The sequence below is a fragment of the Mesorhizobium ciceri biovar biserrulae genome (genome assembly GCF_001618845.1).
Lineage (GTDB): Bacteria > Pseudomonadota > Alphaproteobacteria > Rhizobiales > Rhizobiaceae > Mesorhizobium > Mesorhizobium ciceri.
This window is the reverse complement of sequence record NZ_CP015064.1, coordinates 1,194,755-1,215,553: the sequence shown is the minus strand read 5'-3', so window position 1 is coordinate 1,215,553 and position 20,799 is coordinate 1,194,755. Positions and strand designations below refer to the sequence as shown.

General features: G+C 59.0%; 18 protein-coding genes, 4 pseudogenes and 1 riboswitch. Of the genes and pseudogenes, 12 read left to right on the top strand and 10 right to left on the bottom strand.

Features of this window, described 5'->3' with window-relative positions; genetic code table 11:
• Nucleotides 1-200 precede the first annotated feature (200 nt).
• From A4R29_RS34790 to A4R29_RS05345, 3 genes are all read right to left on the bottom strand, one after another.
• Nucleotides 201-1,241: a type III secretion protein gene (locus A4R29_RS34790; protein WP_174564962.1), complete on the bottom strand. Its 1,041-nt coding sequence runs from the start codon at nucleotides 1,239-1,241 to the stop codon at nucleotides 201-203.
• A 352-nt stretch (nucleotides 1,242-1,593) separates the two neighbouring features.
• Complete coding sequence (virD4, locus tag A4R29_RS05350) at nucleotides 1,594-3,285, bottom strand: type IV secretion system ATPase VirD4 (protein ID WP_063171393.1); 1,692 nt, start codon at nucleotides 3,283-3,285, stop codon at nucleotides 1,594-1,596.
• A gap of 239 nt (nucleotides 3,286-3,524) precedes the next feature.
• Nucleotides 3,525-4,394 (bottom strand): hypothetical protein, encoded by an 870-nt coding sequence (locus A4R29_RS05345; RefSeq protein WP_063171392.1) that lies wholly within the window; start codon nucleotides 4,392-4,394, stop codon nucleotides 3,525-3,527.
• 1,867 nt (nucleotides 4,395-6,261) lie between these two features.
• Here A4R29_RS05345 and A4R29_RS34050 point away from each other — a divergent pair.
• Nucleotides 6,262-6,354, top strand: coding sequence for a twin-arginine translocation signal domain-containing protein (locus tag A4R29_RS34050; protein ID WP_145923739.1), 93 nt, complete (start codon nucleotides 6,262-6,264; stop codon nucleotides 6,352-6,354).
• 542 nt (nucleotides 6,355-6,896) lie between these two features.
• Here A4R29_RS34050 and A4R29_RS05335 read toward each other — a convergent pair.
• Nucleotides 6,897-7,934, bottom strand: coding sequence for a nucleotidyl transferase AbiEii/AbiGii toxin family protein (locus A4R29_RS05335; protein WP_082827326.1), 1,038 nt, complete (start codon nucleotides 7,932-7,934; stop codon nucleotides 6,897-6,899).
• Entirely contained in the window at nucleotides 7,924-8,778 is an 855-nt protein-coding gene (locus tag A4R29_RS34585; protein ID WP_063171390.1) for a DUF6088 family protein, read from the bottom strand. Before A4R29_RS34585 ends, A4R29_RS05335 begins: the two co-directional genes overlap by 11 nt.
• Between A4R29_RS34585 and A4R29_RS34785 the strand changes: the two genes are divergently transcribed.
• Together A4R29_RS34785 and A4R29_RS05320 are read left to right on the top strand one after the other, a co-directional pair.
• Nucleotides 8,762-9,310, top strand: a complete 549-nt coding sequence (locus A4R29_RS34785) for a hypothetical protein (protein ID WP_174564961.1) — start codon at nucleotides 8,762-8,764, stop codon at nucleotides 9,308-9,310. The two genes, A4R29_RS34585 and A4R29_RS34785, sit on opposite strands and share 17 nt — an antisense overlap.
• 473 nt (nucleotides 9,311-9,783) lie before the next feature.
• A complete protein-coding gene (locus tag A4R29_RS05320; RefSeq protein WP_063171389.1) occupies nucleotides 9,784-10,305 on the top strand; it encodes a helix-turn-helix domain-containing protein in 522 nt (173 codons plus the stop codon).
• A gap of 376 nt (nucleotides 10,306-10,681) precedes the next feature.
• On the opposite strand, the gene A4R29_RS05310 is transcribed toward A4R29_RS05320, so the two are convergent.
• A complete protein-coding gene (locus A4R29_RS05310) occupies nucleotides 10,682-10,975 on the bottom strand; it encodes a hypothetical protein (RefSeq protein ID WP_063171387.1) in 294 nt (97 codons plus the stop codon).
• A 611-nt stretch (nucleotides 10,976-11,586) separates the two neighbouring features.
• Between A4R29_RS05310 and A4R29_RS05305 the strand changes: the two genes are divergently transcribed.
• The 6 genes and pseudogenes from A4R29_RS05305 to A4R29_RS34965 form a co-directional block, all read left to right on the top strand.
• On the top strand, nucleotides 11,587-12,495 hold the full coding sequence (locus A4R29_RS05305; protein WP_063171386.1) for a BRCT domain-containing protein: 909 nt from the start codon (nucleotides 11,587-11,589) through the stop codon (nucleotides 12,493-12,495).
• A gap of 458 nt (nucleotides 12,496-12,953) precedes the next feature.
• A pseudogene (locus tag A4R29_RS05300) lies at nucleotides 12,954-13,281 on the top strand (hypothetical protein).
• Nucleotides 13,282-13,559: 278 nt separating this feature from the next.
• Complete coding sequence (locus tag A4R29_RS34035; protein ID WP_145923738.1) at nucleotides 13,560-13,814, top strand: hypothetical protein; 255 nt, start codon at nucleotides 13,560-13,562, stop codon at nucleotides 13,812-13,814.
• Between the two features lie 49 nt (nucleotides 13,815-13,863).
• Entirely contained in the window at nucleotides 13,864-14,163 is a 300-nt protein-coding gene (locus A4R29_RS32760; protein WP_082827325.1) for a hypothetical protein, read from the top strand.
• On the top strand, nucleotides 14,160-14,591 hold the full coding sequence (locus tag A4R29_RS05290; RefSeq protein ID WP_063171384.1) for a PIN domain-containing protein: 432 nt from the start codon (nucleotides 14,160-14,162) through the stop codon (nucleotides 14,589-14,591). The genes A4R29_RS32760 and A4R29_RS05290 overlap by 4 nt, the downstream gene beginning before the upstream one ends.
• Nucleotides 14,592-14,624: 33 nt before the next feature.
• A pseudogene (locus tag A4R29_RS34965) lies at nucleotides 14,625-14,731 on the top strand (DUF5131 family protein); the annotation flags it as partial.
• Here A4R29_RS34965 and A4R29_RS34960 read toward each other — a convergent pair.
• The 4 genes and pseudogenes from A4R29_RS34960 to A4R29_RS34950 all read right to left on the bottom strand — a co-directional run.
• A pseudogene (locus tag A4R29_RS34960) lies at nucleotides 14,732-15,036 on the bottom strand (nucleotidyl transferase AbiEii/AbiGii toxin family protein); the annotation flags it as partial.
• Nucleotides 15,029-15,563 (bottom strand): annotated as a pseudogene (locus A4R29_RS34955) (type IV toxin-antitoxin system AbiEi family antitoxin domain-containing protein). The pseudogenes A4R29_RS34960 and A4R29_RS34955, both read right to left, overlap by 8 nt.
• 65 nt (nucleotides 15,564-15,628) lie before the next feature.
• Complete coding sequence (locus A4R29_RS05275) at nucleotides 15,629-15,832, bottom strand: hypothetical protein (protein ID WP_063171383.1); 204 nt, start codon at nucleotides 15,830-15,832, stop codon at nucleotides 15,629-15,631.
• A 377-nt stretch (nucleotides 15,833-16,209) separates the two neighbouring features.
• Entirely contained in the window at nucleotides 16,210-16,392 is a 183-nt protein-coding gene (locus A4R29_RS34950) for a hypothetical protein (protein ID WP_244506908.1), read from the bottom strand.
• A 102-nt stretch (nucleotides 16,393-16,494) separates the two neighbouring features.
• On the opposite strand from A4R29_RS34950, the gene A4R29_RS05265 reads away from it, so the two are divergent.
• The 3 genes from A4R29_RS05265 to A4R29_RS05255 all read left to right on the top strand — a co-directional run bounded on the left by A4R29_RS05265 (nucleotide 16,495) and on the right by A4R29_RS05255 (nucleotide 20,165).
• Nucleotides 16,495-17,832 carry a serine hydroxymethyltransferase gene (locus A4R29_RS05265; RefSeq protein ID WP_063173588.1) on the top strand — a complete coding sequence of 446 codons (1,338 nt, stop codon included), beginning with the start codon at nucleotides 16,495-16,497 and terminating at the stop codon, nucleotides 17,830-17,832.
• A gap of 54 nt (nucleotides 17,833-17,886) precedes the next feature.
• Nucleotides 17,887-19,065, top strand: coding sequence for a methionine adenosyltransferase (gene metK, locus A4R29_RS05260; RefSeq protein WP_063171381.1), 1,179 nt, complete (start codon nucleotides 17,887-17,889; stop codon nucleotides 19,063-19,065).
• Nucleotides 19,066-19,172: 107 nt separating this feature from the next.
• Nucleotides 19,173-20,165, top strand: a complete 993-nt coding sequence (locus tag A4R29_RS05255; RefSeq protein WP_063171380.1) for an adenosine kinase — start codon at nucleotides 19,173-19,175, stop codon at nucleotides 20,163-20,165.
• A gap of 393 nt (nucleotides 20,166-20,558) precedes the next feature.
• A riboswitch (cobalamin riboswitch) is annotated at nucleotides 20,559-20,758 on the top strand.
• The last annotated feature ends 41 nt before the right edge of the window (nucleotides 20,759-20,799 follow it).

Below are 20,799 nucleotides of genomic sequence, written 5' to 3'. Positions count from 1 at the left end.
CTGACACCGGAGCGACGCCCCGCGCTGTCGCCGCTCCACAGATCGATGCCGGAGCGTGTGGTGCGATGCTGCATCGCACCAGCGGCAGACGTGTTTCTGAAAGTTACCCTAAGGCAGGTACATCAACGGCCAGCGCATTGGAAAGGGCAAGGCCGTGAACGGAATTCGGGGAGAAGGCGTCACTTACCATGGCCGAGACCTCAACGGCCTGAGCGATCTCTGCTTCTGGAGGCAGCCATTAGATCCTCGCGGGCGTGATTATAGGCGTGACTTAGGGACTGCCCGATTTCACCACCCCGCCGCAGCTGTCGATGGGAGGTTTGCGGGCCTACTGTATCACGGAATGAAGCTGCAATATCTGCTATGTGGCCGTCCAGATTCGCATTCCGTTCCTCTGCTGCATGCTGCGGCGGAGGCATGTGCGGCAAGACATCTTGCATGCCGGGAACTGCGTAAGCTTGGGCCTGTTGATTTGCGTCGAACTGGTGATACGCCGCCAATTGCGGCGGCTCGACAGGAGGCCGGGGCAGCGAGTCCAGTTGGTTGACGGCCACCAGAACTGATTCCACTGCGTCTTGGTGCGTGCGCGAGGAAGGATCCATTCCGTAGGATTCCTGAATCATCAGTGATGCGATTTCCTTTTGATGGTCTCCAGGAATACGGGACAATGCGTTGCGTACACTATCAGCGAACTCGGGTGAGATCACTTGTACTTCTGCATATTTTTCCCATGATACGGGTGCGTTTTGCTTCCGGCGCAAATCGTGGGCAGTCTGTTCATTTGTGTCCGGATGCACGAACGGAATCAACCCCTCAACACGGTTTTTCAGGAATTCGGCGTCGCTTTTGTCCATCGACCAATGACCTTCCTTGACCGGCACTCCACTCCATGCGCTGTCTTTCAACCGAACAGCGGGACCGTTGGCCCAGGCATCCATAACCACGGTCGACCTCGGGTCGCGGCTTCCGCGCCGCAGTTCGTTCCAAATGTGACCCGTCTTGACTGGGATCTCATCACCTTCGTGGGTTATCTCTTTCATTGACACGGAAGCACTAGAGGTCACACTCCGCTCGTCGGCCGCCATGTGTGGGGCGTGGACGATAGCGGAAAGGGGAGCGGTCTGATTGCAGCACGCCGCTCCCATGACTACGGCCAATGCAACCTTAATGTTGGCGTCTGCTCCCACCATTGCAACCGCCGATCCGATGCTGTTGTGGCCGTGAGAGGGAATGTCGTCCACCTTAACGTTTCCCCGGCCATGCTTGAGCAGCACGCGAACGTCGTGAACTGTTTGCCCCGCTGTCGCGAGTCTTGTCGGGCTGGTGACCTCGTCACCGACGACACACGCTCCCATATGGTAGGCGGCCTGCTGGACCTGATGTGGCTCCAGAGGCGCATCTCCGCCCCGTCGCAACCTGTCGGCAGGTGTGCCCAGGGAGACCCTCAGCGCTGCCGTGGATTCTCGCGGGGACTCTTCCGTGTCATGTGTGGCATGTCGAGTCGATCCGGAGGATTTGGAGATGCAAATTCCCATAGCCGTTCACCTGTTGTGGAGTTTCTGATCGCCGAGGACGGGATACGCGAACGGGCGATTAACCGTCAGTGTCATCTGGATGAGCTTCCATCAAGGGTGCCGGCTCCGGGAGGGCGCCTGTCTGGCTTTCGAAGATGCGTTTAAGGATGCGGTCCGAAAAATATCGCACCTTCCTCAATTGCAATGGTGGCAGGCCTTTGATGAGAACAATCTCGTAGTCTTCATCGAGCAGCCGAACCTGTTCGGGACGCAACAGGGGTGCACCTTGATGCGAATTCTGAATGTTCCAATCGAACGTTCGCGCCTGGCTGTAGGAAATCGACTTGGCTTCAAACGTGTATTCACCGATGGCTTTAGAAATGTAGGTTGGGGTCTCGTCATCGGCAGTGGCCATAAACACTTGCAGGCCGGTATTGCTGAGAAAATTCTGCTTGCCAGCCTCTCCATAAGCCCCCGTCAGTGCCGAAAGGCTTTGGATGATGAGCATGAAACGGCCCTTGTAGCCCGCGATGGTCGTAATTGCGGTCTCGATCGCCTCCAACTTACCCAAGTGCTTGAACTCGTCGAGCAGAAAGAGAACCTCGTTCTTTTCATCTTGGCGGGGCAGCGACCGCTGTAGGATTGAAACGATTTGCTGAAAGAACAGGCGTACCAAAGGCGCGATCACCTCAAGGTCGTTCGGACCCACGCACAGATAGATGCACGTTCTGCGACGGCGAAGATCATAGACCGAAAAGTCCGAGCGACTTGTAGCTGCCTTTACAGCCGGATCCGCCCACAGATTGAGCCCGCCATCGCCGAGGACGGACGTGTAGGAGGTCAGGATTTTTGTATCGTTCCCCGCCATGTCGTCGAAGATGCGTTGTGCCTCTTTGTTCCGGGTCTCCATGGCAAGTTGCGCGAAGAGCTTGAACTTCTCCCCCGGCTGGGCGAAGAGGTCATAGACGGCGCCGATTGTTGGCGTGCCCCGCTCGATACAGGTAAGAATCCCCGCGACAAAGATATCTCGCGCGCCGCTGACGAAACCTTCCGCGCCCTCCCCCTTGGCCGTGATCAGGTTTGCGGCCAAGCGGCGGGCTTCGGTGAATTGCAGCTGTGGAGGCAGCGCTATAAGATCCAACAGCGGATTGTAGCAGTTGGTGCGCCGCTCCGAATCCAGCGGCGCGAATTTGAACACGTTGTCGCCTGCGGCTTTGCGCGCCCTCGAGGTAAGCTCAAAGAGCTCCCCCTTGACGTCCAGAGCTATCACCGAACCTTTGAATGTAAGTAGCGTTGGAATGACTATGCCGACGCCCTTGCCGGCGCGGGTCGGTGCAACGATGAGGCTGTGAGGCTGCTCGCCATTGGTCAGGTAGTAGCCAGGCCAGAAAGGGCCACTTGTCTTCCCAAATACCGGCCCTGTCACGCCACGATATCGTCGCAGATATCCGGTTCGTCGCATCTCATCCACTCGCGCCCAGCGCGCCGTCCCGTGATGTTCGAGTTTGCGCCGCAATACGATCTGCTGAATCAGCAAGACGACCGCCGACGTGGCGAGCACGATAGCTACGCCCCGATAGAAGACAGGAGTTGCGAAACCCAGATAGAACGGCGTCTCGAACCAAAAGGCACGGATGTCAAACGTCATCAAAGCCTCGCCGCTACCACCATGGCGAAACGTTGCGTACAGACTTGCCGCGCAGAAGCCCAAGGCGAGTGAGCACGCGATGCTAATGGCTATGTTGGGGGGCGTCGTTTTTGTTGAAGGCATTGTTCCATTGCCGGATTAGCGTAGCTAATGCTGCGCTTTCTCAGACACCGAACCGACGTCGCGCGATGTCGCGCTCCACAGATCGATGCCTCAGCGGGTGATGCGATGCTTGCATCGCACCACCCGGCAGACGTGTTTCTGAAAGTTACCGAAAGGCAGGTACATCCACGGCCAGCGCATTGGAAATGGCAAGGCCGAACGGAATTCGGGGAGAAGGCGTCACTACCATGCCCGAGACCTCAACGGCCGGAGCGATCTCTGCTTCTGGAGGCAGCCATCAGATCCTCGCGGGCGTGATTATAGGCGTGACTTAGGGACTGCCCGATTTCACCACCCCGCCGCAGCTGTTGACGGGAGGTTGGCGGGCCTACTGTCTCACGGACTTCAGCTTCAAGACCTGCTATGTGGCCGTCCAGATTCGCATTCCGTTCCTCCGCTGCATGTTGCGGCGGAGGCATGTTCTGCAACAGGCCATGCAGGTGGGGAAGTGAGTTAGCTTGCGCTTGTTGATTTGCGTCTAACTGGTGATACACAGCGACAATAGCATTTTGGGCGGTCGCCTTGACCATTTGGTGCTGATGAGGATCAGCAGCCAATTCAATCGCCTGGTCAAAAATGCGAGATTTATTTTCATCATTAAACTTACTGAAGTTTTGCGACACAAACATGACCCCTAGAGCTTTCTCCATTGGGTCCATGTCGCCAATGCGATTAATAAGAGCAGTCTGCTTCTGGGGTCCCAAAAAATGGGCTACATTACTAGCAGATTGGACTTGGAACAATGCAAAATCAGCCGAGTTGAACCCCAATCCGGCCGTCAATCTGTCGGCCAGAACGTTGGCTGATCCTCCGAGCTGGTTGTTGCGCCTATCAAATCTGCTGAGGTCAGATTCTTGCCCGGGTGCCATGTCCTGAACGGCACGTCGCATTTGCCTCTCGGTGGATTTGAAGCTCCCAAGATCGCGTCCTGTGTCGCGCGGGTTAGCAGTTACTAGCCGTTCTGCAATATTGGTCAGTGGCCCGCCCGGAAGGCCATCGTGGTTGCGCCGGTCGGCCCTCCTCCCCTCGCGGGATGAACTTCCAGCTGCACGTTTGCTATCGCGATCCATTGCTCGGCCTCCAAGGCGTTTTCCACTTCATGGTGGTTACCACCGAAGCTTGATCTGCTAAACCAATATGGTGTTACACTTGTAGTCTTGCAGAGGCTTCTCCCAGCTCTCCGGGCCACGCCGAGAGCCCATCTATCCAAACAAGTATGAAGTTGGCCTCAAAGGCGATGCGTGTTTCGCAGCCCGACGGCACGCGTGGCACGCCGATGCCGCCTCTCGCCTACTGCTCCGATCCTTGCAGAGGCATGATATCGCGCGCAGCAGCTTTTCCTTTGAGCGCAGGCTTGCATGCTCGAGGTCTCGATGACGGGGATCGCTTACTCCGGCTGATCAGCGCGGCCGAGCTGTCGTGTCGTCTGAAAGGGAAATCAGTCGGACCTGATCGGCAATTTGCGCAGCACCGCGCCAATGCCACCGCTGTAGCGTGCCACGACCAAGGCATTCCTACTGAAGGCGGCGGCAATCTCCTGTCGCAGCCGGCGCCAGTCGAGGAGCAAAGGTTCGACGGGAAAGATCGCGCGGGCGGATTGCACGGCAATGCCACCCCGTCCTCGACCGCCGCCTGTCGATGTGAGTGCCGCCGTCGTCGCACCAGCCGCTGGCGAGCCAACCGCCGGCTGGGCGATCGCGACGTCTCCAATCCCTTTGTGCCCGGCTTTTCTCAACGGGAGTCGCCTGGCGCCGCCATCTTGGAACGGGACGGTATATTCAGCACCAGTTCCGCAGCAACATGACCGGCTGCAATTGCCGCGCAGCTTTGCGCCCTACCGCATTGATGCAGGCGCCGACTAACATCCTTTGCTGCAACATCCCCTCGCCTTCCACGCTCTTGACGATGCAGGACTCACGGAAAACTTCATTCACCAAAACGGTCAGTTTATCGCGCTCCTGTCCGGGGCCAACTGTGCATGAGTCTGACGCGGTTCCAACTTTTTTCGAACACGACCTACGGGAACAGGGAGCTAATCTGCAGCCAGAGCCCAGGCACAGTGACCGAGATCTACCAGGATCAAATCGACGAGATCGTTGGATCAGCAGGCACGGTTGAGGATACCAACCATGAGGGGAGCATCGGGAGCGGCCACCGGTATGCAGGCGTGCTTAGCGACTAAGCGTCAGTTGCTACTTGAAGGAGCCTCTCACACTGAGGGTCGTAGAGCCGGCCTAGGTGCCTCTTGCCTGAAGCCGAGGCGCGCCTCAAACCTGTGCAGGTGTTTGCAGCCCTGTGCGATTTAGGAGACCGCGCGTCAATGAAGTGAATCAGCTTGCTTCTGCTGAGCGCATTCACGGTTCGGACCTGAGTCCCTCAAGATGAGAGTGGTTCGGTCCGGCACTGACCCTAGGGCGGGGGGCTTGTTGAGCCGGTGCCGAACCGAACCGTCTGGGCAACGCCGGCTATGTCGTCGGAACGTGTGGCATCCCCGCGGCCAAATCGTGGCGGCAATGTGTCCCAGATTCACCGTTTCCAACACGCGTATTGCAAACGTGACTGGACGTTTCGGAAACCGCGGGGCGCTGCTGGGCTTTGTCGGGAGCTCTGCAGGTGGGCGGCTGTTGTTTCCGCGGGGCGCCGGACGTCTCACCAACTCACGCCAGCCGGCGTTGCGCGACCACATCCAGCTCGACCATCTCCTTCGGAAGGGCTCACAACGAGGATGGGTGTATCAGGACATTGGCATCCGAAGCAGAAGTCATTCGCTTCAATCTTGCGGGCTGATGCAAAAGGCTCGCCGATTTTCGTGACCGGGCAAGGCCGTCCCGTTTGTTGCCGATGCCGGAATGACGGAACCGGCCCAAGTCGGGACTATGCAGATGAGGCGAGCCGGCCGAGTGTGGGATCGGGCTATAGACCGTTGGGGAAGACGGCATGAACGGCAGGGTTTCGCGGCGCCAGTTCATCGCAGCGGCGGCTGGCGCGGGGATCGCGGTCAAGATCGGTTTTCTGGGCCGGCCCGCATAGCCGCTATTGCGGTCCGTCACGTGATCCTGAGCACGCCCGGCCTGGTAAAGGGTTGAGGTCCGGCGATGAGGCGTTCTGGATATTTGGCCTGCGGCATGCATCAGGTCGCGTGCAGCCAATACGGGCGCTCTGTTTCCGGGCCCAGACCTGTCCCCTTTGGTTGCCACATACGGTCAACTGGTTCTCGTCCGTGCCTGCGCTTGCGCGGCACGCCTCGCATCGCGGTTCATTACGCTTGCTGTCGGTGTGCCTGGTAAAGTCTTGTTTACTGGCCGACTGGGCCATAGAAAAATGCTGACATCGATCAGTGTTACCGCGCGATCCCAAAGATGCCCTTCCGACGGCAGCGTTGGAAGCTTGGCGGCTTCAGCTGACACCAAGGTGTCGCGATAGCGCGCGCGTCGAGCAACAGCGGATCATCGGGATGAAACGGCGCTTCAGGATTGCCGACCAGCGTTTAAAGTTGCGTGCGCTAGATGCTTTTCCCGACAATGCCACTGACCGGCGCGTTCATACAAGGAGTAGCAGGCAACCCGCACAGTTCACGCCTTCTTTCCCGCCGAACCCAAGGCACTGTTGATGGCAACTTCCATCTCCTTGCAGCTCTGCACGACCGCCCCGAAATCCGGCGCGTCTGCGGCTGTGATGCCGCTTTCCTGCATGACGCGGTAGTCCTTCTCCAGTTCTTTCAAGGCGGTGCCAGAAGGTACCATAACGATCTCGCCGGAGACCGCCTTGCCGTAGTCCACGATCTGGCCGTCCTTGTCCTTCTCCTTGAAGAAAAATGACTTGTGGCGCGCGACCTTCCTCGCGAGCTCCGCGTCTTCGAGCGCAGACGCCCAATGTTTCGACTTGTAGATATAATGGAGATCATGCCAGTGCCTCGAGAAGCGGTCTTTCTTGAGGTTCTGCTGAAGACAATAAACGTGAGCCGCTGTCGCCTTCTCCCAGAAGGTGCGCTCCACCGCCATCGCGTGGACTGACGCCGTCGGAAACACGAGACCCGTGTTCGCCTGAGCCGCATCGCAAGCTATTGCGTGTTCTTCGGCGGGCCGCCCCGTGGACCGAGCGCCGAACTCCAAGAGAACCGATGAGCGAACGTAAGAGTGACCATCGAAACGACTCTCAAAATCGACATTGAGCGTTTCCGAGGAATTATAGGCCAGGGTAACCTTGATGCCCTTGTCGGCCATGGATTTCTCCATCATCGGAGCGAATTCGTCTTTGATCCACTCCGGCAAGCGCTTCCTGACCATCTCAGTTAGCTTGCTCGCCTGCGATCCGCTCGGAGGAATGCCGTCCTCGTCAAAGTTCCCACCCTCAAGGAACTTTGTCATGTCATAGGTCAGATCCAAGTCCTCAGAGAATCTGTCGATCAGCCGATAGACTTTGGAAAGCGATGTTCCCCCTTTGAAATACAGGAGGTCCCTGACTGCGGATGTGTAGATAGCGTCAAGCGTCGCGACGACCATGATATCCTTTTCAAGGATATGCGGCTCGCGTCCCAATGTTTCCGAAGCGGCCAGAAGAGCGTCTCTTTGCTGGCTACGTTTCAAATCGAAGAAGGATTCACCGCTCATTTTCTGCTTTCGAGATCGCCGCATGTACCCAAGCGGGCACTTTCGCCTTGAGAGCGACTACGCGAGTCCATTCCTCGGGGGTCAGTCTGTTCTTGAGCAATTTCGCGTAGTGGACACCGTTAGCCCGGCCAAGGTGCGCGATTGCCCGGATGGCTTCGCCCGACCTGTTTTTTGGCAGGCTCGTGATCCAAGCGGGCGCGTGCTTGAGGCGTATTGTGCGGCGGCCAAGTTTCAGGTTCTTCGACTTTCCGGTTGTGAGAAAGACTTTTTGAACCGGAACTTGTGTCGTCAGGCCCAGCTGGTTCGCCGCCGTAGCACCGGAATTGACGACCTTCTCACCTGACAACGAAGCGTACGACTTCACGACGGCTTCCGCTTCCGGCAGCACATATCCATACGGCGTTTTCCTGGAGGGCGTGTACATTCCCCTGTAGACGCGCGCCAGTTCGCCCTTTTTCGCAAGTCTGCTCAGAGCTTGATCGGCTGCCGCACGGTTTCCAGAGCCAACGAATTCCTTGGAAGTGAGCAAAGCACCTTCCTTGGCTCTTTTCGCACGCATTTGAACCGCTCGCGTGACCTCTTCCATGGCATAGCTCCTGTCAGAGAGAAGATTCGAGTTTCTGACCGAATTGGCTCTTATCATATTGATTGCAAAGAAACAGTTCAAGATGGAGCTATGGCCAAATCTGGGCGCTATATCCCACCAAATTAGCAGGTCTTTGAGCCTTCCTGCGTGGACCAATGAGGCATCCCGGGTCAGGCGACTGCCGAAGATCGCTGGATCATTGCCGCCTTCGCCCGGAACTTCAGGCCCGACGAGGTTGCCGATGATCGGCAGCTCCATGTCGGGGCCGGGGCTCAAGGTTTTTTGGAATCAAATCGCGACCATCTTACGGCCGCACCAAGTCGAAATCGGCCAATCAGAATCCGAGCTTCAGCGCCGCATCCACAGTTCCCCGGTTTTCCTGAAGGTCTCGGCGAAGTCGTCTTCCAAAGCCACATTGGCCAACGCAAATTCGACGGAGCTCGGCATCAGATATCAATCCGGTTCGAGCTTTGGCCTTCTTAATGAGCTCAGCACTCACCCGTCCCGCAATCCTGCGGTCCTTCTCAGCGCGCAGGCCGGATTCTTCCGCCCTCTGCAGGACGGCGTTAATCCTGGCCAAGCGACGCATCTGCAATTTCTCAGCCAATTTGAGAACGGTTCTCGTTCGCTTGCCCACGGATCCTTGGCCGCGACGCATACGTACAGCTGTCTTCGTCATCGGGGTTCCTCGCAGGTCCCGTTTATCGATTTTAGACAACATCGCAGGCACGTGAATTTTTCAACCCGAAATAAAAGCGGTCGTTGGCAGCCCTGGAGGTTGCGTTGCTGAAGGTCTCCAAAAGGAGGGATGTCAGGGCTGCAAGCGACCGATGGCGGAGTCTTCTCGAAGCATCAGGTCGTAGGCGCTCCCGGGCCAAGCTCGCAGCTGTGAGTTTTCACCTCATCCGGGCGGCCCGGCAGCCCCAAGTTGACACGATTCGGGAGTTGCTAGCATCGCGCCAATTCGAAGACCGGTGAGGCCTTGACCCTCGCCAGCACCCGACATACTTTCCATAAGCAATTTGCGTAGGGAACGCGTGTGCAGCCCGATGATATCGAACTCATTGTGGACGTTGAAATTTCGGAGGACCCATGCCTCCTCTTTGATGTCGTCACGCCCGATGGCGTGCTTCAGCTATTGGGGGATGTGGAGATGGGCAGCAACCATTGTTGTCCGTGACCTCCATATTGGGGGCGATGCGCAGGTCCAATGGGGTTGGTCCAAATTGCGCAAGCTCGGTCGAGTGATCGCGGAGAAGCTTAATGTCGACTACATCGAAGTTCATGGAGCGGTTCGGACAACGGGTGCGAACCCGGGACGTCGTCCAGGTGTCGTCAGGCTCTCCCGTCCGGCTGAGCCTCAGCTTTCTACACGGCGCGAATACTCCTGAGGCTGCTCGGGTTCTCGTCAGGAGACAGCTGCCGCTGAGGACGGCCCATGCGGTCCTCACGGAGATGGTCGATCAGGGCAAGGCGTTCGTGACTGTTCCTTGCGTCGACGACCTGCGGGCACTGAAGGACGAACTCTCGTCCGCAGGAGTGATCGCGAAGGTTCATGCGCCGCGGCCGATAAGCGTTCGCGAAGTTCGGGATAGCACCAAGCTGTCCCAGGAGGCGTTCTCCGTGAGGTATGGCCTCGATCTGGCAACGCTTCGAAACTGGGAGCAAGGTCGCTCGGAACCGGATGCAGCGGCGAATACTCTGCTTTGGACCATCGCCCGGAATCCGGAGGCAGTCGAAAAATCGCTCGACATGGAGGACGAAGTGGCGGCGCCGTCTCCCTAGTAATCTAAGTCTGGGAAGAGGGCCGTCGGAACGGCCCCTCCATCGCGCGGCTACTCGGCATGCCAATGAACTCTAGCCCGACCGCGCTTTGCCCCATGGTGGGCATAATCCCAATCAGATCCAGCACGACCTGTCGAGACGCACGGAGCACGCCCTGGAGGCGGGCCTGCGCCTTCGCGCGAAGACGGCCAAGCATCTCCAGTCCCTTAGCCAGAACCGGGAATATCTCGCCACCGCTACGGCCCGGAACTGGCCGCCACCGCCTCGCAAATAAAACGCCAAACCGCCACCCTTGAAGAGTTGTGGCAAAGGTCACTGCATTGATCGCGCTGCCCGCGAGATTGTTGCAGGCAGATCCAGCTGCCTCCGGGGAGGTTCACGGCCGGGGTTCAGCGGCCTCCTCGTCTGCTGCGACAGCTAGTCCGATGACATGATGCACCGCGAACACATCGACGAGGTACGCAGCCTCGTCCCAGGAAATAGGCAACATGTCTGCCGTGATTTCATTATCGATATAGGACTCGGCGTCCCAAAGGGTCCGAGTCAGCTTCCCGTTGGCCGGCTCAATCCGCTCAATGACCCTTTCGAACGCGGTGTTGGCGGCATCGATAAGCAAGTTACGGTCGGCCCCGGCGACTGGCAGGGACGCAATAACGGCATGGGAATCCATGACGAACGTTTCCTTCTGGAGTGGCCTTCTCTTGCCTCAGCATTTTCGGTCGCCATGCCGACGCTGGTTCTTGCTGGGGTGGCTCGTCGAAGCGCCAGGCGCCACCTTGTGCTCACATGCGCAGCCGCAGGATACGCGAGAATTCGGCAGATGCAATCAAAGGTGACAAGCACGGCTGCGCCAGGGACAGAACAGTGTCGGCATAGTGGGCGAAAGCGGTCTGCGAGCTTAAGGTTCCCGCGCGAAGCGGTCTGGAACCAAGCCTGATCCCCGGAGCCGCCGTCGCGCGTCTCGTCAAGCGCAGGCGCGCGCACTCCGCAAGGGCTTGAGCGGAGCGTTCCCTTGAGGACGAGCACGGCTGCGCGAGGGACAGAGCGCGTCGGAGGCGGAGCGGGTTCAGGCCGCCTGATCCTTGGTGAGTCCAGAGCCTTCTTTGGTCGGCCGCTCGGGCGAAACGCCGTTTCTGGCGGTGGCAACCTGGCCTTACCATTTCGAAAGCAAGGAGCTAAGGGGATTAAGCCTTCCGGTCTCGGCACGCCTTGTCTAGTCGGCGGATAGATGAGTGTTGTGATGTCTGCTACAATCGAGAAGTAGAGTCGAGGGGGGCGACAATGGTTGAAGTGTTCCGCGGAAGGAGCGGTAAACTCGAGCACGAAGGGGCCGCGCTCGGTAGAGTCCATGCGCAGGCAAATCACCGCAAGGCGTTGGGGTACTGGCTCGGGTTCTTGAAGGGCGTGATGGCCAGCGAGCAGGTGGAGCGGGCGGAGATGCCGCCACTCAGGGTCGAAGCTGAGCAGTTCCTGTCCCTTCTTCACGACGATGATGCTGCCGAGCTCATCCGCGATCTGGATATTTGGGGTAACGCGCCCGAAGAGATCTACGCGGTCCTTGAAACAATAATCGGCATACGCTCACGGGAGTTGATCGCCGCTGACGACAAGGACGAAGTAAACGAGTTCTACGGATTCTGTGCCGGCATCGCCTGCGACAACTCCATCACGCCAGCAGAGGTCGAAAAACTGCTGTCCAGGTTGGACTCGAGTGTGGTCCTGCGCAGAGACAGCCGCGTGGCATCTCTCGGAGAAACTGCCAGAAGGTCTTTTGCTGACGGTCGCATAACCGCCGAGGAGGCAGAAGACATATGCGGGTGGATTGCCCGTCTTGTCGGCGACAGCGCGACAGACACGGGGCTGCCTACCTTCGGCAATGTGGGTGTCATTGCCGGTGCCTTGGAGGATGCAAGCCAGTTCGTGATTCCGAGCCGGATGTTCGTCCTCACGGGAAAATTCGCCATCGGCCCGCGAAAGGCAATCGCTGCGATGATTTGCGAACGCGGCGGTGATTGGAAGGACACCGTCTGCGGCCAGACCGACTACCTCGTCGTCGCGGCCGAAGCGTCTCGGGACTGGAAGCACAGCCACGAAGGCACGAAGATCATCAGGGCAATGGAGCTTCGCGAAAAGGGAGGTCGGCCGGATCTGGTTCTTGAACCGATGCTGGCCAAAGCGTTGGGTTTTTGACCGCCTCCATACGGCAAAGGGAAACCCAATTGTCTTGGAGGTGCAGCTTCAGAGCCTGGTCGGAAGCGCGGAGCCTGAACACCTGAGCCTTAGTGAATCGTGATACGGGGCTCTGGGCGCTCGCCACACTTTTAAGCAAAACTGGCTCGACGTGCTATTCCTCCGTCAATGCCGAGATGACCGTTCGGATCGTGGCCGCTCTCTCGTGTGCGACTTGCCCATCGATCGGATACTGACGGAGACAGACGGCCCTTTCACTCACGTCGACGGTCGGCCCAGCGAGCTCCGCTGACGTGAAAACCACGGTCGCCGCGATCGCCGACGTCCGGAGGTCCCGATCGAGCCGTCACGACGGCGGTAAGATAGAACCTTGGTTCTTTATTGAGATGGGGCCTCAAGGCTAGATTTGTAATCTTCGTGCTACATAATGGGTGAATCTGTAGCACCAAGGTGAGAGAATGCCCACTCCACACAGTCCTCCTGCTGCGGTGCGGCACGCGCTGCGCAAGCTTGGGGCGGACATCCATGATGCCCGTCGACGCCGCGGCTGCCTATGGCGGTCGACCGCGCCTTCACGTCTCGCTCGACGCTGCAAAGGGTCGAGTCCGGAGAAACCAACGTCAGCGTCGGCATTTATGCCGGCGTTCTGCAAGCGCTCGGTCTCCTCGACGGCCTGAGCCAGGTAGCCGACATCAGCAACGACAGCTCGGTCAGGCGCTCGCCAGCGCCGACCTGCCCAAGCATGTCCACCTCAAGCGGCCAACCGGCTCGTCCAGCAATGGCTGACTTCGAGGCCCATATCGTTTGGACGGCCGCACACGCCGATCGGACTGGCGAGGATCAACGAGACCATTCTCTTCGAGCATGACGGTGCATGGCTTGAGGATCCGGACCGCTTCTCGCCGGAGGCCGGCTCTTGCCTGCGCCGTGATTGCAGCGCTCAGCCCACACGTCGGGCGCATGTCAGCGGGGATAGTCCTCCGCTCGGAACAGGAGCCGGATCGAAGCCCCTCAACGAAGGTCACGCGGTTGTTAAAACAACGACGCATTGAAGTTACTGCCAAATGTTTTCTGGCAACGAGAACATTCCGACCCTGAGGCGTCAAAAAGTCACGCTTTTGATTTTAGGGAAAATCGCCGAAAAAATATTTGGAGGTTTCGTCAACTATCGCGACCGGCTGGACGATTTTGCACCTCGCGGCCGCCCGGCGGCCTGCTCGACGCTCGTCAAAAAATACCGTCGCCCAACATATATCGTGCGTCCTAGACCGATGCCATCCAACCGTAAGGGGGTACCGGCCGGACTGCCAGCGCCTTGATCAAACCCTGCGTTCTGGTTATATTACTGGAAATATGTCGGAGGCAACTATGGGCAGCTCGCAAAGACGCGCCATTCAAAGCTATCGATCTCGCCTTAGCGAGCGCGGCTTGGCGCGCTTCGAAGTGCTTGGCCGCGATGCCGATCGCGACCTTATTCGATCTTTGGCTCGCCGCCTGGCCGAAGATGGGCCGGATGCCTCTAGCCTGCGCGCTGCTGTCAGCCAGACCATCGCGGGCGAGCCACCCAAGCCTGGCGGGATCCTCGCCGCATTGCGTCGTTCGCCGCTGGTGGGAGCCGACCTCGATCTTTCCCGCTCCCATGAAGAGGGACGGAAGATCGACCTGTGACACGCTACCTCCTCGATACCAACATCATCAGCAATGTCGTCAAATCGCAGCCGTCGGAATCGCTCCTGGCATGGATGTCGAGTCAGCGTGACGAGGATTTGTTTATCGCTTCGCTGACCGTTGCGGAAATTCTTCGCGGCGTTCTGGAGAAGCCGCGCGGGAAAAAACGCGACGCACTCGACAAATGGTTCTCTGGGCCTGAGGGGCCGCAGGCGCTGTTTGCGGGCCGCATCCTCTCGTTCGACGACAAGGCCGGGCTGATCTGGGCGCGGCTGATGGCAGGAGGAAAAGCGGCTGGCAAGCCGCGCAGCGGGCTCGACATGATCATCGCCGCTGTCGCCGGAGCGAACGAGTGCGTGCTGGTAACGGATAACGAAAAACACTTTGCCGGGCTCGAGGTCGTCAATCCGATACGCGGAGCGGTCTGATGCGGCGGCGGGTCCAGGAATGCTCGGGACGGTATGGCTGAAACTCAGATAGAGTGGACTCCGCTTGGAACTCAGTCGCAGGATGCTCGATCGTTACGGCAGGCTGCGCCCATTGTTATGCAATGGAGATGGCCAAACGCGCCATCGCCAGCGTCCTGCGCCAGGACCTCCCGAAACGTCGCCAGCATCGTCTCCGCGCTCGGATCGCCAAAACCGAGCAGGTCAAGGTCGCGTGTGCCGCGGTGCGGATCATTCGAACAGCTCATCATCAGCATCGCGCCCTTCAGCACGAAGCGGTCAGCGTGGGGTGACTGGCTAAGCCGGGAAAGCAGCCGCTCGAGGGCGAAGCGGGTCAGAACCAGATCGAGGTCTGGCCACTTGCCTTGGCGAGTTGCAGCAGACGTGCGCGCACTGAGGCGCCGATGTTCTTGATCTCTTTAGCCATTGGCAGTCAGCGCCTCGATATACGGCCGGATGACCGTGGCGACACCGCCACGCTCAGCCTGCCTGGCAATTTCGCCGATTGTTTCGACAACCCCAAAGACCTTTGCGGTCACGCCCTCGACAACATGAGTTTCGACGCTGTCGTTGAGCAGATTTCGGTAAGACGCACGATGCGAATGGGTGTGCCTCGGGTTTGGGAGCCCAGTCTTTCTGGCCGATGGCCACCATACCTGTCTCGGACAGCTGATCTGTCAGCTGGTGGAATGCCAGGGCTGACACAAGGCAGACAACGCCTTTGGGTACGCGCTTGGCAGCCTCGGCTAGGCTATGATTAGCGTCGAGCGGCGCATCGGAGAGTTGGTGGAGGCCGCGTGCGAGCCGGAGCACCTCCCCATCCCGTTCCATGCGACTCATCGTGGCCGCTGTTACGCCGGCGTTGCGCAGCTCCGCGAGACGGGCGAGTTCGCGCACTGTCAGAACTGCGTGGGCGATTTGGCGCTGGGCAGCGGGCTCTGGCTGATACGACATCTCGGAACTAAGGGGTTACAGTCTGAGGATTTGTATCACCTTTGAGAATCAATGGAAGCCAATCGTCAGCCGCATTGAGCCTTGCGCCGCAGCCATGCTTTGAGCTCGCCGTGGACGGCGACGCCTTCGAGCAGGATATCGGTTTCCTTGGGAGGTGGTCCATCGGAATAGAGATCGGAGCCATGGACAAGATGGATTTCATCCCCGCGATGCTGAGCGTCCCATCGCGCGGCGACCGGCGCATGAAGCGCCTCGGCTGCACGCCGCATCTTCGCAAGCCGGCCTTACCGCGCAGCCGCCGTTGTGCTGGGGCGCATCCGGTATGCACGTGCCGCAACAGATCCTTCAAAGAAAATCGCGGACTTTTAGCACTCTAAAGCGCTGAGAATATGTACGTTGAGCCTACCATTTGGGCTGCGGGTCGAGACCGTGACGTATTGGAAACGATCTACGATGCGGTCAGGCGTATTGACCTCGTCGGATGGCAAGATTGCCTCTGAAAGAGTGGGAGGAGCCAAATGGAGGAAGTCAATATAAGGAGTGCCGGCCGATGATGACACTGGTCAGGCGCCTAAAGGCCGCGGCTCATCTTGATCGACTTCGAATCCTGGGACTTTGTGCGCATGCGGACCTGACCGTCTGCGAGCTAGCAGAAGTTCTGAGTCTGTCTCGCGAGCACGTGGTCGCACACGTCCGCCAGCTCGCCAGAGCCGGCTTTCTTCTCGGCAACGAACAGCGTCCTTGGCCTTCGTACCACCTCGAAGCAGGAGGCGCGGACGGCGGCTTGGTTCAATTGTTGGTTGATCTCCTGCCGCACGGCGATGGCCATCACAGACAAGACCTACAGCGCCTGGAGGCGATACAGGGCGCGCGGTCCAAGGTGGCCGCCTGCTTGTCCTGAAACTTAGTCTCAATGGAGCGCGAAGCTGATATGAACAATTCGACTGGCGGCGCGATCGCGGAGCTTGACACTTGCGAGTGGCCTCACCTGGCTGTCGCAGATTCTCGCGTTCACGAGCTGCTTTTAAGACAGGAGCGCCAGGAGCGGACGACCCTCAAACTTATCGCCTCGGAGAACTTCGCGTCCTCCGCGGTGCTGGAAGCGACCGGGTCTATTTTCACCAACAAGTATGCCGAGGGATATCCCGGCGCGCGCTACTACGCCGGAAACGAGATTGTCGATGAGCTTGAAAACCTCGCCATAGAGCGATTGAAGGCGCTGTTCGGCTGTGAACACGCCAACGTGCAGCCTTATTCCGGCTCGCCGGCCAATCAGGCTGTCTGTCGAGCGCTGTTGTGTCCGGGAGACAAGATGATGGGCTTGACCCTCCCCGGCGGAGGGCATCTGACGCACGGTTGGGCCGTGAACTTCTCCGGCACTGACTATCAGCGAGTTCCGTACGGGCTGGACGAAAAGACGCAGCAGATTGACCATGACCGCTTGCGCGAGACGGCCAAACGGGAACGACCGAAGCTCATTTGGGTCGGCGGAACTGCTTATCCGCGTATCTTTGACTATGAGGCAATGGCCGAAATCGCTTCGGAGGTGAACGCCTATCTGGTGGCCGACATCGCCCACATCAGCGGTCTCGTTGTCGCAGGAGTGCATCCAAACCCTGTTGGCCGTTGCGATGTTGTCACCAGCACCTCTCACAAATCGCTCCGCGGCCCTCGCGGTGGCTTCATCTTGTCAAGGAATGAAGACCGCTATCAAGCGCTCTACCATTCCAAGAGCAAACACAATCTGGCCAAACGCATAGACCGTGCCGTGTTCCCTCTCCTCCAGGGCGGACCGCACATGAATACGATTGCCGCGCTTGCTGTCGCTCTGCACGAAGCAGGCAATGCATCCTTCCGTGTGTACGGTCAGCAGATCGTCAACAACGCCAAGGCTCTGGCCCAGGCGCTTCTGGAGCGAGGTTATGAACTCGTCACTGGGGGCACTGACAATCACATGCTGATCCTTGATCTTAGGGACCGGCCGCTGTCTGGGAAAGACTATGCCGAGCGATTGTCGCAAGCAGGGATCATTACGAACTTCAACATGGTGCCGGGCGACCGGCGCCATCCCGCGCTCACCAGCGGCATACGCTTAGGCACGCCAGCAGTAACGTCTGTGGGCATGCGCGAGGCGGAGATGGTGCAGATCGCAGCCTTCATCGACCTGGTTTGCCGCCAGCCCGATGATTCGGACGTCCATGCCCGCGTCCGCAGAGACGTTGCCGATTTCTGCGCTGCGTTCGACGTGCCTGGCATCTCCGACAGGTAAGGCGGCCGGATCAACTGTCACATCCAATTCCAACGTTTGAAGCGAGGACATTCCATGACCAGACAATTCGTGTTCTCTTCCGAATCCGTCGGCGCGGGACATCCCGACAAGATGGCCGACAATATCTCAGATGGCGTGCTTGATGCGATCCTTCGCAAGGATCCTAAGGCCCGAGTTGCTTGTGAAGCGTTGGTGAAGTCAGGGATGGTCGTTCTGGCTGGCGAGATCACCAGCCACACGCAGATCGATTACAGCCAAGTTGCCCGCGATATCATTTTGGACATTGGATATGACGACGATGCGATCGGCTTTGACGGCCGTCGTTGCGCCGTGATTTTGGCCTTGACCGAGCAGTCGCCCGACATCAGCCAGGGCGTCGACGAGGGACGAGGGCAGGATCTCGATCAGGGAGCAGGGGATCAGGGCCTCATGTTCGGGTACGCGTGCAACGAGACCGAAACATTGATGCCGTTGCCAATCCAACTTGCTCACGATTTGACAAAAAAACAGGCAGAGGTGCGCCAAACCGGACGCCTTGGCTGGCTTCGCCCGGACGTTAAATCTCAAGTCTCCGTCCGCTATGAGGGTTTGCGCCCGGTAGCGCTTGATACCATAGTCCTGTCGACGCAGCATGACGAGGAGGTCTCACAAGCCACGGTCCGCGAAGGCGTCATTGAGGAGATCATAAGGCCGGTCTTGCCTCACGACGACCTGGATACGACGAGGATAAGGTTCCTGGTCAATCCAACAGGCCGGTTCGTGGTCGGTGGGCCGCGCGGCGACTGCGGGCTCACCGGACGCAAGATCATCGTCGATACCTACGGCGGGATGGGGCGTCACGGCGGTGGCGCCTTTTCGGGCAAGGATCCGTCGAAGGTCGATCGATCTGCTGCCTATGCGGCGCGGTACGTCGCAAAAAACGTCGTTGCCAGCGGCCTTGCGGAGGTGTGCGAGGTTCAGCTTGCTTATGCGATCGGTGTCGCCGCACCGGTGTCAGTCCTCGTCAATACATTCGGAACCGCAAAGGTTGATGAAAAAAGGATCGAGCGCGCCGTCCTTGAGCTTTTCGATCTCCGGCCGAAAGGCATCATCAAGGCGCTTGATCTCTTACGGCCGATTTACCGCAAGACCGCGACATACGGACACTTCGGCCGCGAAGAGCCGGAGTTCACCTGGGAAAAGACGGACAGAGCTGACGAGCTGTTGCGAGAGGCAGGACCGGCAGCTGCGTGATGCACGGTTATCGGATCCGTCGGCATAGGGCGACCCATTCCACACTCGTAAGAAACACCCGCTAAGGCGTGGCAAGAAGCCGGCTCGGGTGTTTGGCGGAGATTTTGATGCCGAGCTATGACGTGCTTTGTATCGGTAATGCCATTGTCGACATCATCGCCCAGTGCGACGAGGCGTTCCTGGAGACGAACGGCATCATCAAGGGCGCGATGAACCTGATCGACACAAGGCGCGCCGAACTGCTCTACAGCCGCATGGGGCCGGCGATCGAAGCGTCCGGCGGCAGCGCCGGCAACACCGCAGCCGGTGTCGCCAGTTTCGGCGGCCGTGCCGCCTTCTTCGGCAAGGTGTCCAACGATCCGCTCGGCGAAATCTATGCCCATGACATCCATGCCCAGGGTGTTGCCTTCGACACCAAGCCGCTCAAGGGCGAGCCGCCGACGGCGCGCTCGATGATCTTCGTCACCCCCGATGGCGAGCGTTCGATGAACACCTATCTCGGCGCCTGCGTCGAGCTCGGCCCGGAAGACGTCGAGGCCGACAAGGCCTCGGGCGCCAAGGTCACCTATTTCGAAGGCTATCTGTGGGATCCGCCGCGCGCCAAGGAGGCGATCCGGCAGACGGCAAAGCTGGCGCACGCGGCGGGCCGCGAAGTGTCGATGACCCTGTCGGATTCGTTCTGCGTCGACCGCTACCGCGACGAATTCCTCGAGCTGATGCGTTCGGGCACGGTCGACATCGTCTTTGCCAACAGCCACGAGATCAAATCGCTCTACCAGACATCCTCGTTCGACGAGGCGCTGGCGCAGATCCGCAAGGATTGCCGCATCGCCGCCGTGACCCGCTCGGAAAAAGGTTCGGTGATCGTGCGCGGCGACGAGACCGTGGTGATCAAGGCGACCGCCATCAATGAACTGGTCGACACAACGGGTGCCGGCGATCTCTATGCTGCCGGCTTCTTGCATGGCTACACGCAAGGCCGCGATCTGCAGACCTGCGGCGACCTTGGCTCGCTGGCCGCCGGATTGGTGATCCAGCAGATCGGCCCGAGGCCCCGGCAGAATCTGCGCCGCGAGGCTGAGCAGGCGGGGCTGTTGTAGGGCAGCTTTTCGGCCACGTATTGCCCACCTTCCCGTTGTGCAGGCTGTCCAGACAAGCGCGTTTAAATCGAACGCGTACCAGTTCGAGAAGGATGCCGGTTTTTCTCCCAATTTCTAATTGTTGAGGCTGAGGAACGTTGTCGCACTTCGGTCCAGTACTACCGCCCCATCATGAATGCCAACACGCGCCGTTTTTGATGAAATCGTTTTGAGACGGGATCGTACAAAAGGCAGATCGCCCGAGGGGCCAGCCACAGTCTGCACACACCGGAGAGTCGCGCAGAAGGCTCAGCTCGACGGCGACATGGAATTTGGAAGCACGCCGCAGGCTAACAATTCACATAAAGACATAAACATTTCTTTATACGGCATTGACAAGAAAGTGGGCTACTGCGATTGTCCGCATGTCGTGGTTCTCCGCAAGGTGTTGCCGTAGCGGAGCTAAGTGGGAAGCCGGTGCAATGCCGGCGCTGCCCCGCAACTGTAAGCGGCGAGCCAAACCCATCAATGTCACTGGGGCGAACTGCCCCGGGAAGACGGGGCAGAGGCTGTGACCCGCGAGCCAGGAGACCTGCCTCGGTAAACAACGTCCACAGGCGGGGTGTCTGGTGGCCGCGGCAGCTCGGCGTCGATG

Coding starts and splice junctions, on each gene's coding strand:
- metK (WP_063171381.1), top strand. CDS start 17,887: ATGACCAGACAATTCGTGTTCTCTTCCGAATCCGTCGGCGCGGGACAT.
- A4R29_RS05310 (WP_063171387.1), bottom strand. CDS start 10,975: ATGGATTCCCATGCCGTTATTGCGTCCCTGCCAGTCGCCGGGGCCGAC.
- A4R29_RS05255 (WP_063171380.1), top strand. CDS start 19,173: ATGCCGAGCTATGACGTGCTTTGTATCGGTAATGCCATTGTCGACATC.
- virD4 (WP_063171393.1), bottom strand. CDS start 3,285: ATGCCTTCAACAAAAACGACGCCCCCCAACATAGCCATTAGCATCGCG.
- A4R29_RS34785 (WP_174564961.1), top strand. CDS start 8,762: ATGATCGGCAGCTCCATGTCGGGGCCGGGGCTCAAGGTTTTTTGGAAT.
- A4R29_RS05305 (WP_063171386.1), top strand. CDS start 11,587: ATGGTTGAAGTGTTCCGCGGAAGGAGCGGTAAACTCGAGCACGAAGGG.
- A4R29_RS34050 (WP_145923739.1), top strand. CDS start 6,262: ATGAACGGCAGGGTTTCGCGGCGCCAGTTCATCGCAGCGGCGGCTGGC.
- A4R29_RS05335 (WP_082827326.1), bottom strand. CDS start 7,934: ATGAGCGGTGAATCCTTCTTCGATTTGAAACGTAGCCAGCAAAGAGAC.
- A4R29_RS05265 (WP_063173588.1), top strand. CDS start 16,495: ATGAACAATTCGACTGGCGGCGCGATCGCGGAGCTTGACACTTGCGAG.
- A4R29_RS34035 (WP_145923738.1), top strand. CDS start 13,560: ATGTTTTCTGGCAACGAGAACATTCCGACCCTGAGGCGTCAAAAAGTC.
- A4R29_RS34585 (WP_063171390.1), bottom strand. CDS start 8,778: ATGGAGCTGCCGATCATCGGCAACCTCGTCGGGCCTGAAGTTCCGGGC.
- A4R29_RS05320 (WP_063171389.1), top strand. CDS start 9,784: ATGTCGACTACATCGAAGTTCATGGAGCGGTTCGGACAACGGGTGCGA.
- A4R29_RS05345 (WP_063171392.1), bottom strand. CDS start 4,394: ATGGATCGCGATAGCAAACGTGCAGCTGGAAGTTCATCCCGCGAGGGG.
- A4R29_RS34950 (WP_244506908.1), bottom strand. CDS start 16,392: ATGGCCATCGCCGTGCGGCAGGAGATCAACCAACAATTGAACCAAGCC.
- A4R29_RS05275 (WP_063171383.1), bottom strand. CDS start 15,832: ATGCGGCGTGCAGCCGAGGCGCTTCATGCGCCGGTCGCCGCGCGATGG.
- A4R29_RS32760 (WP_082827325.1), top strand. CDS start 13,864: ATGGGCAGCTCGCAAAGACGCGCCATTCAAAGCTATCGATCTCGCCTT.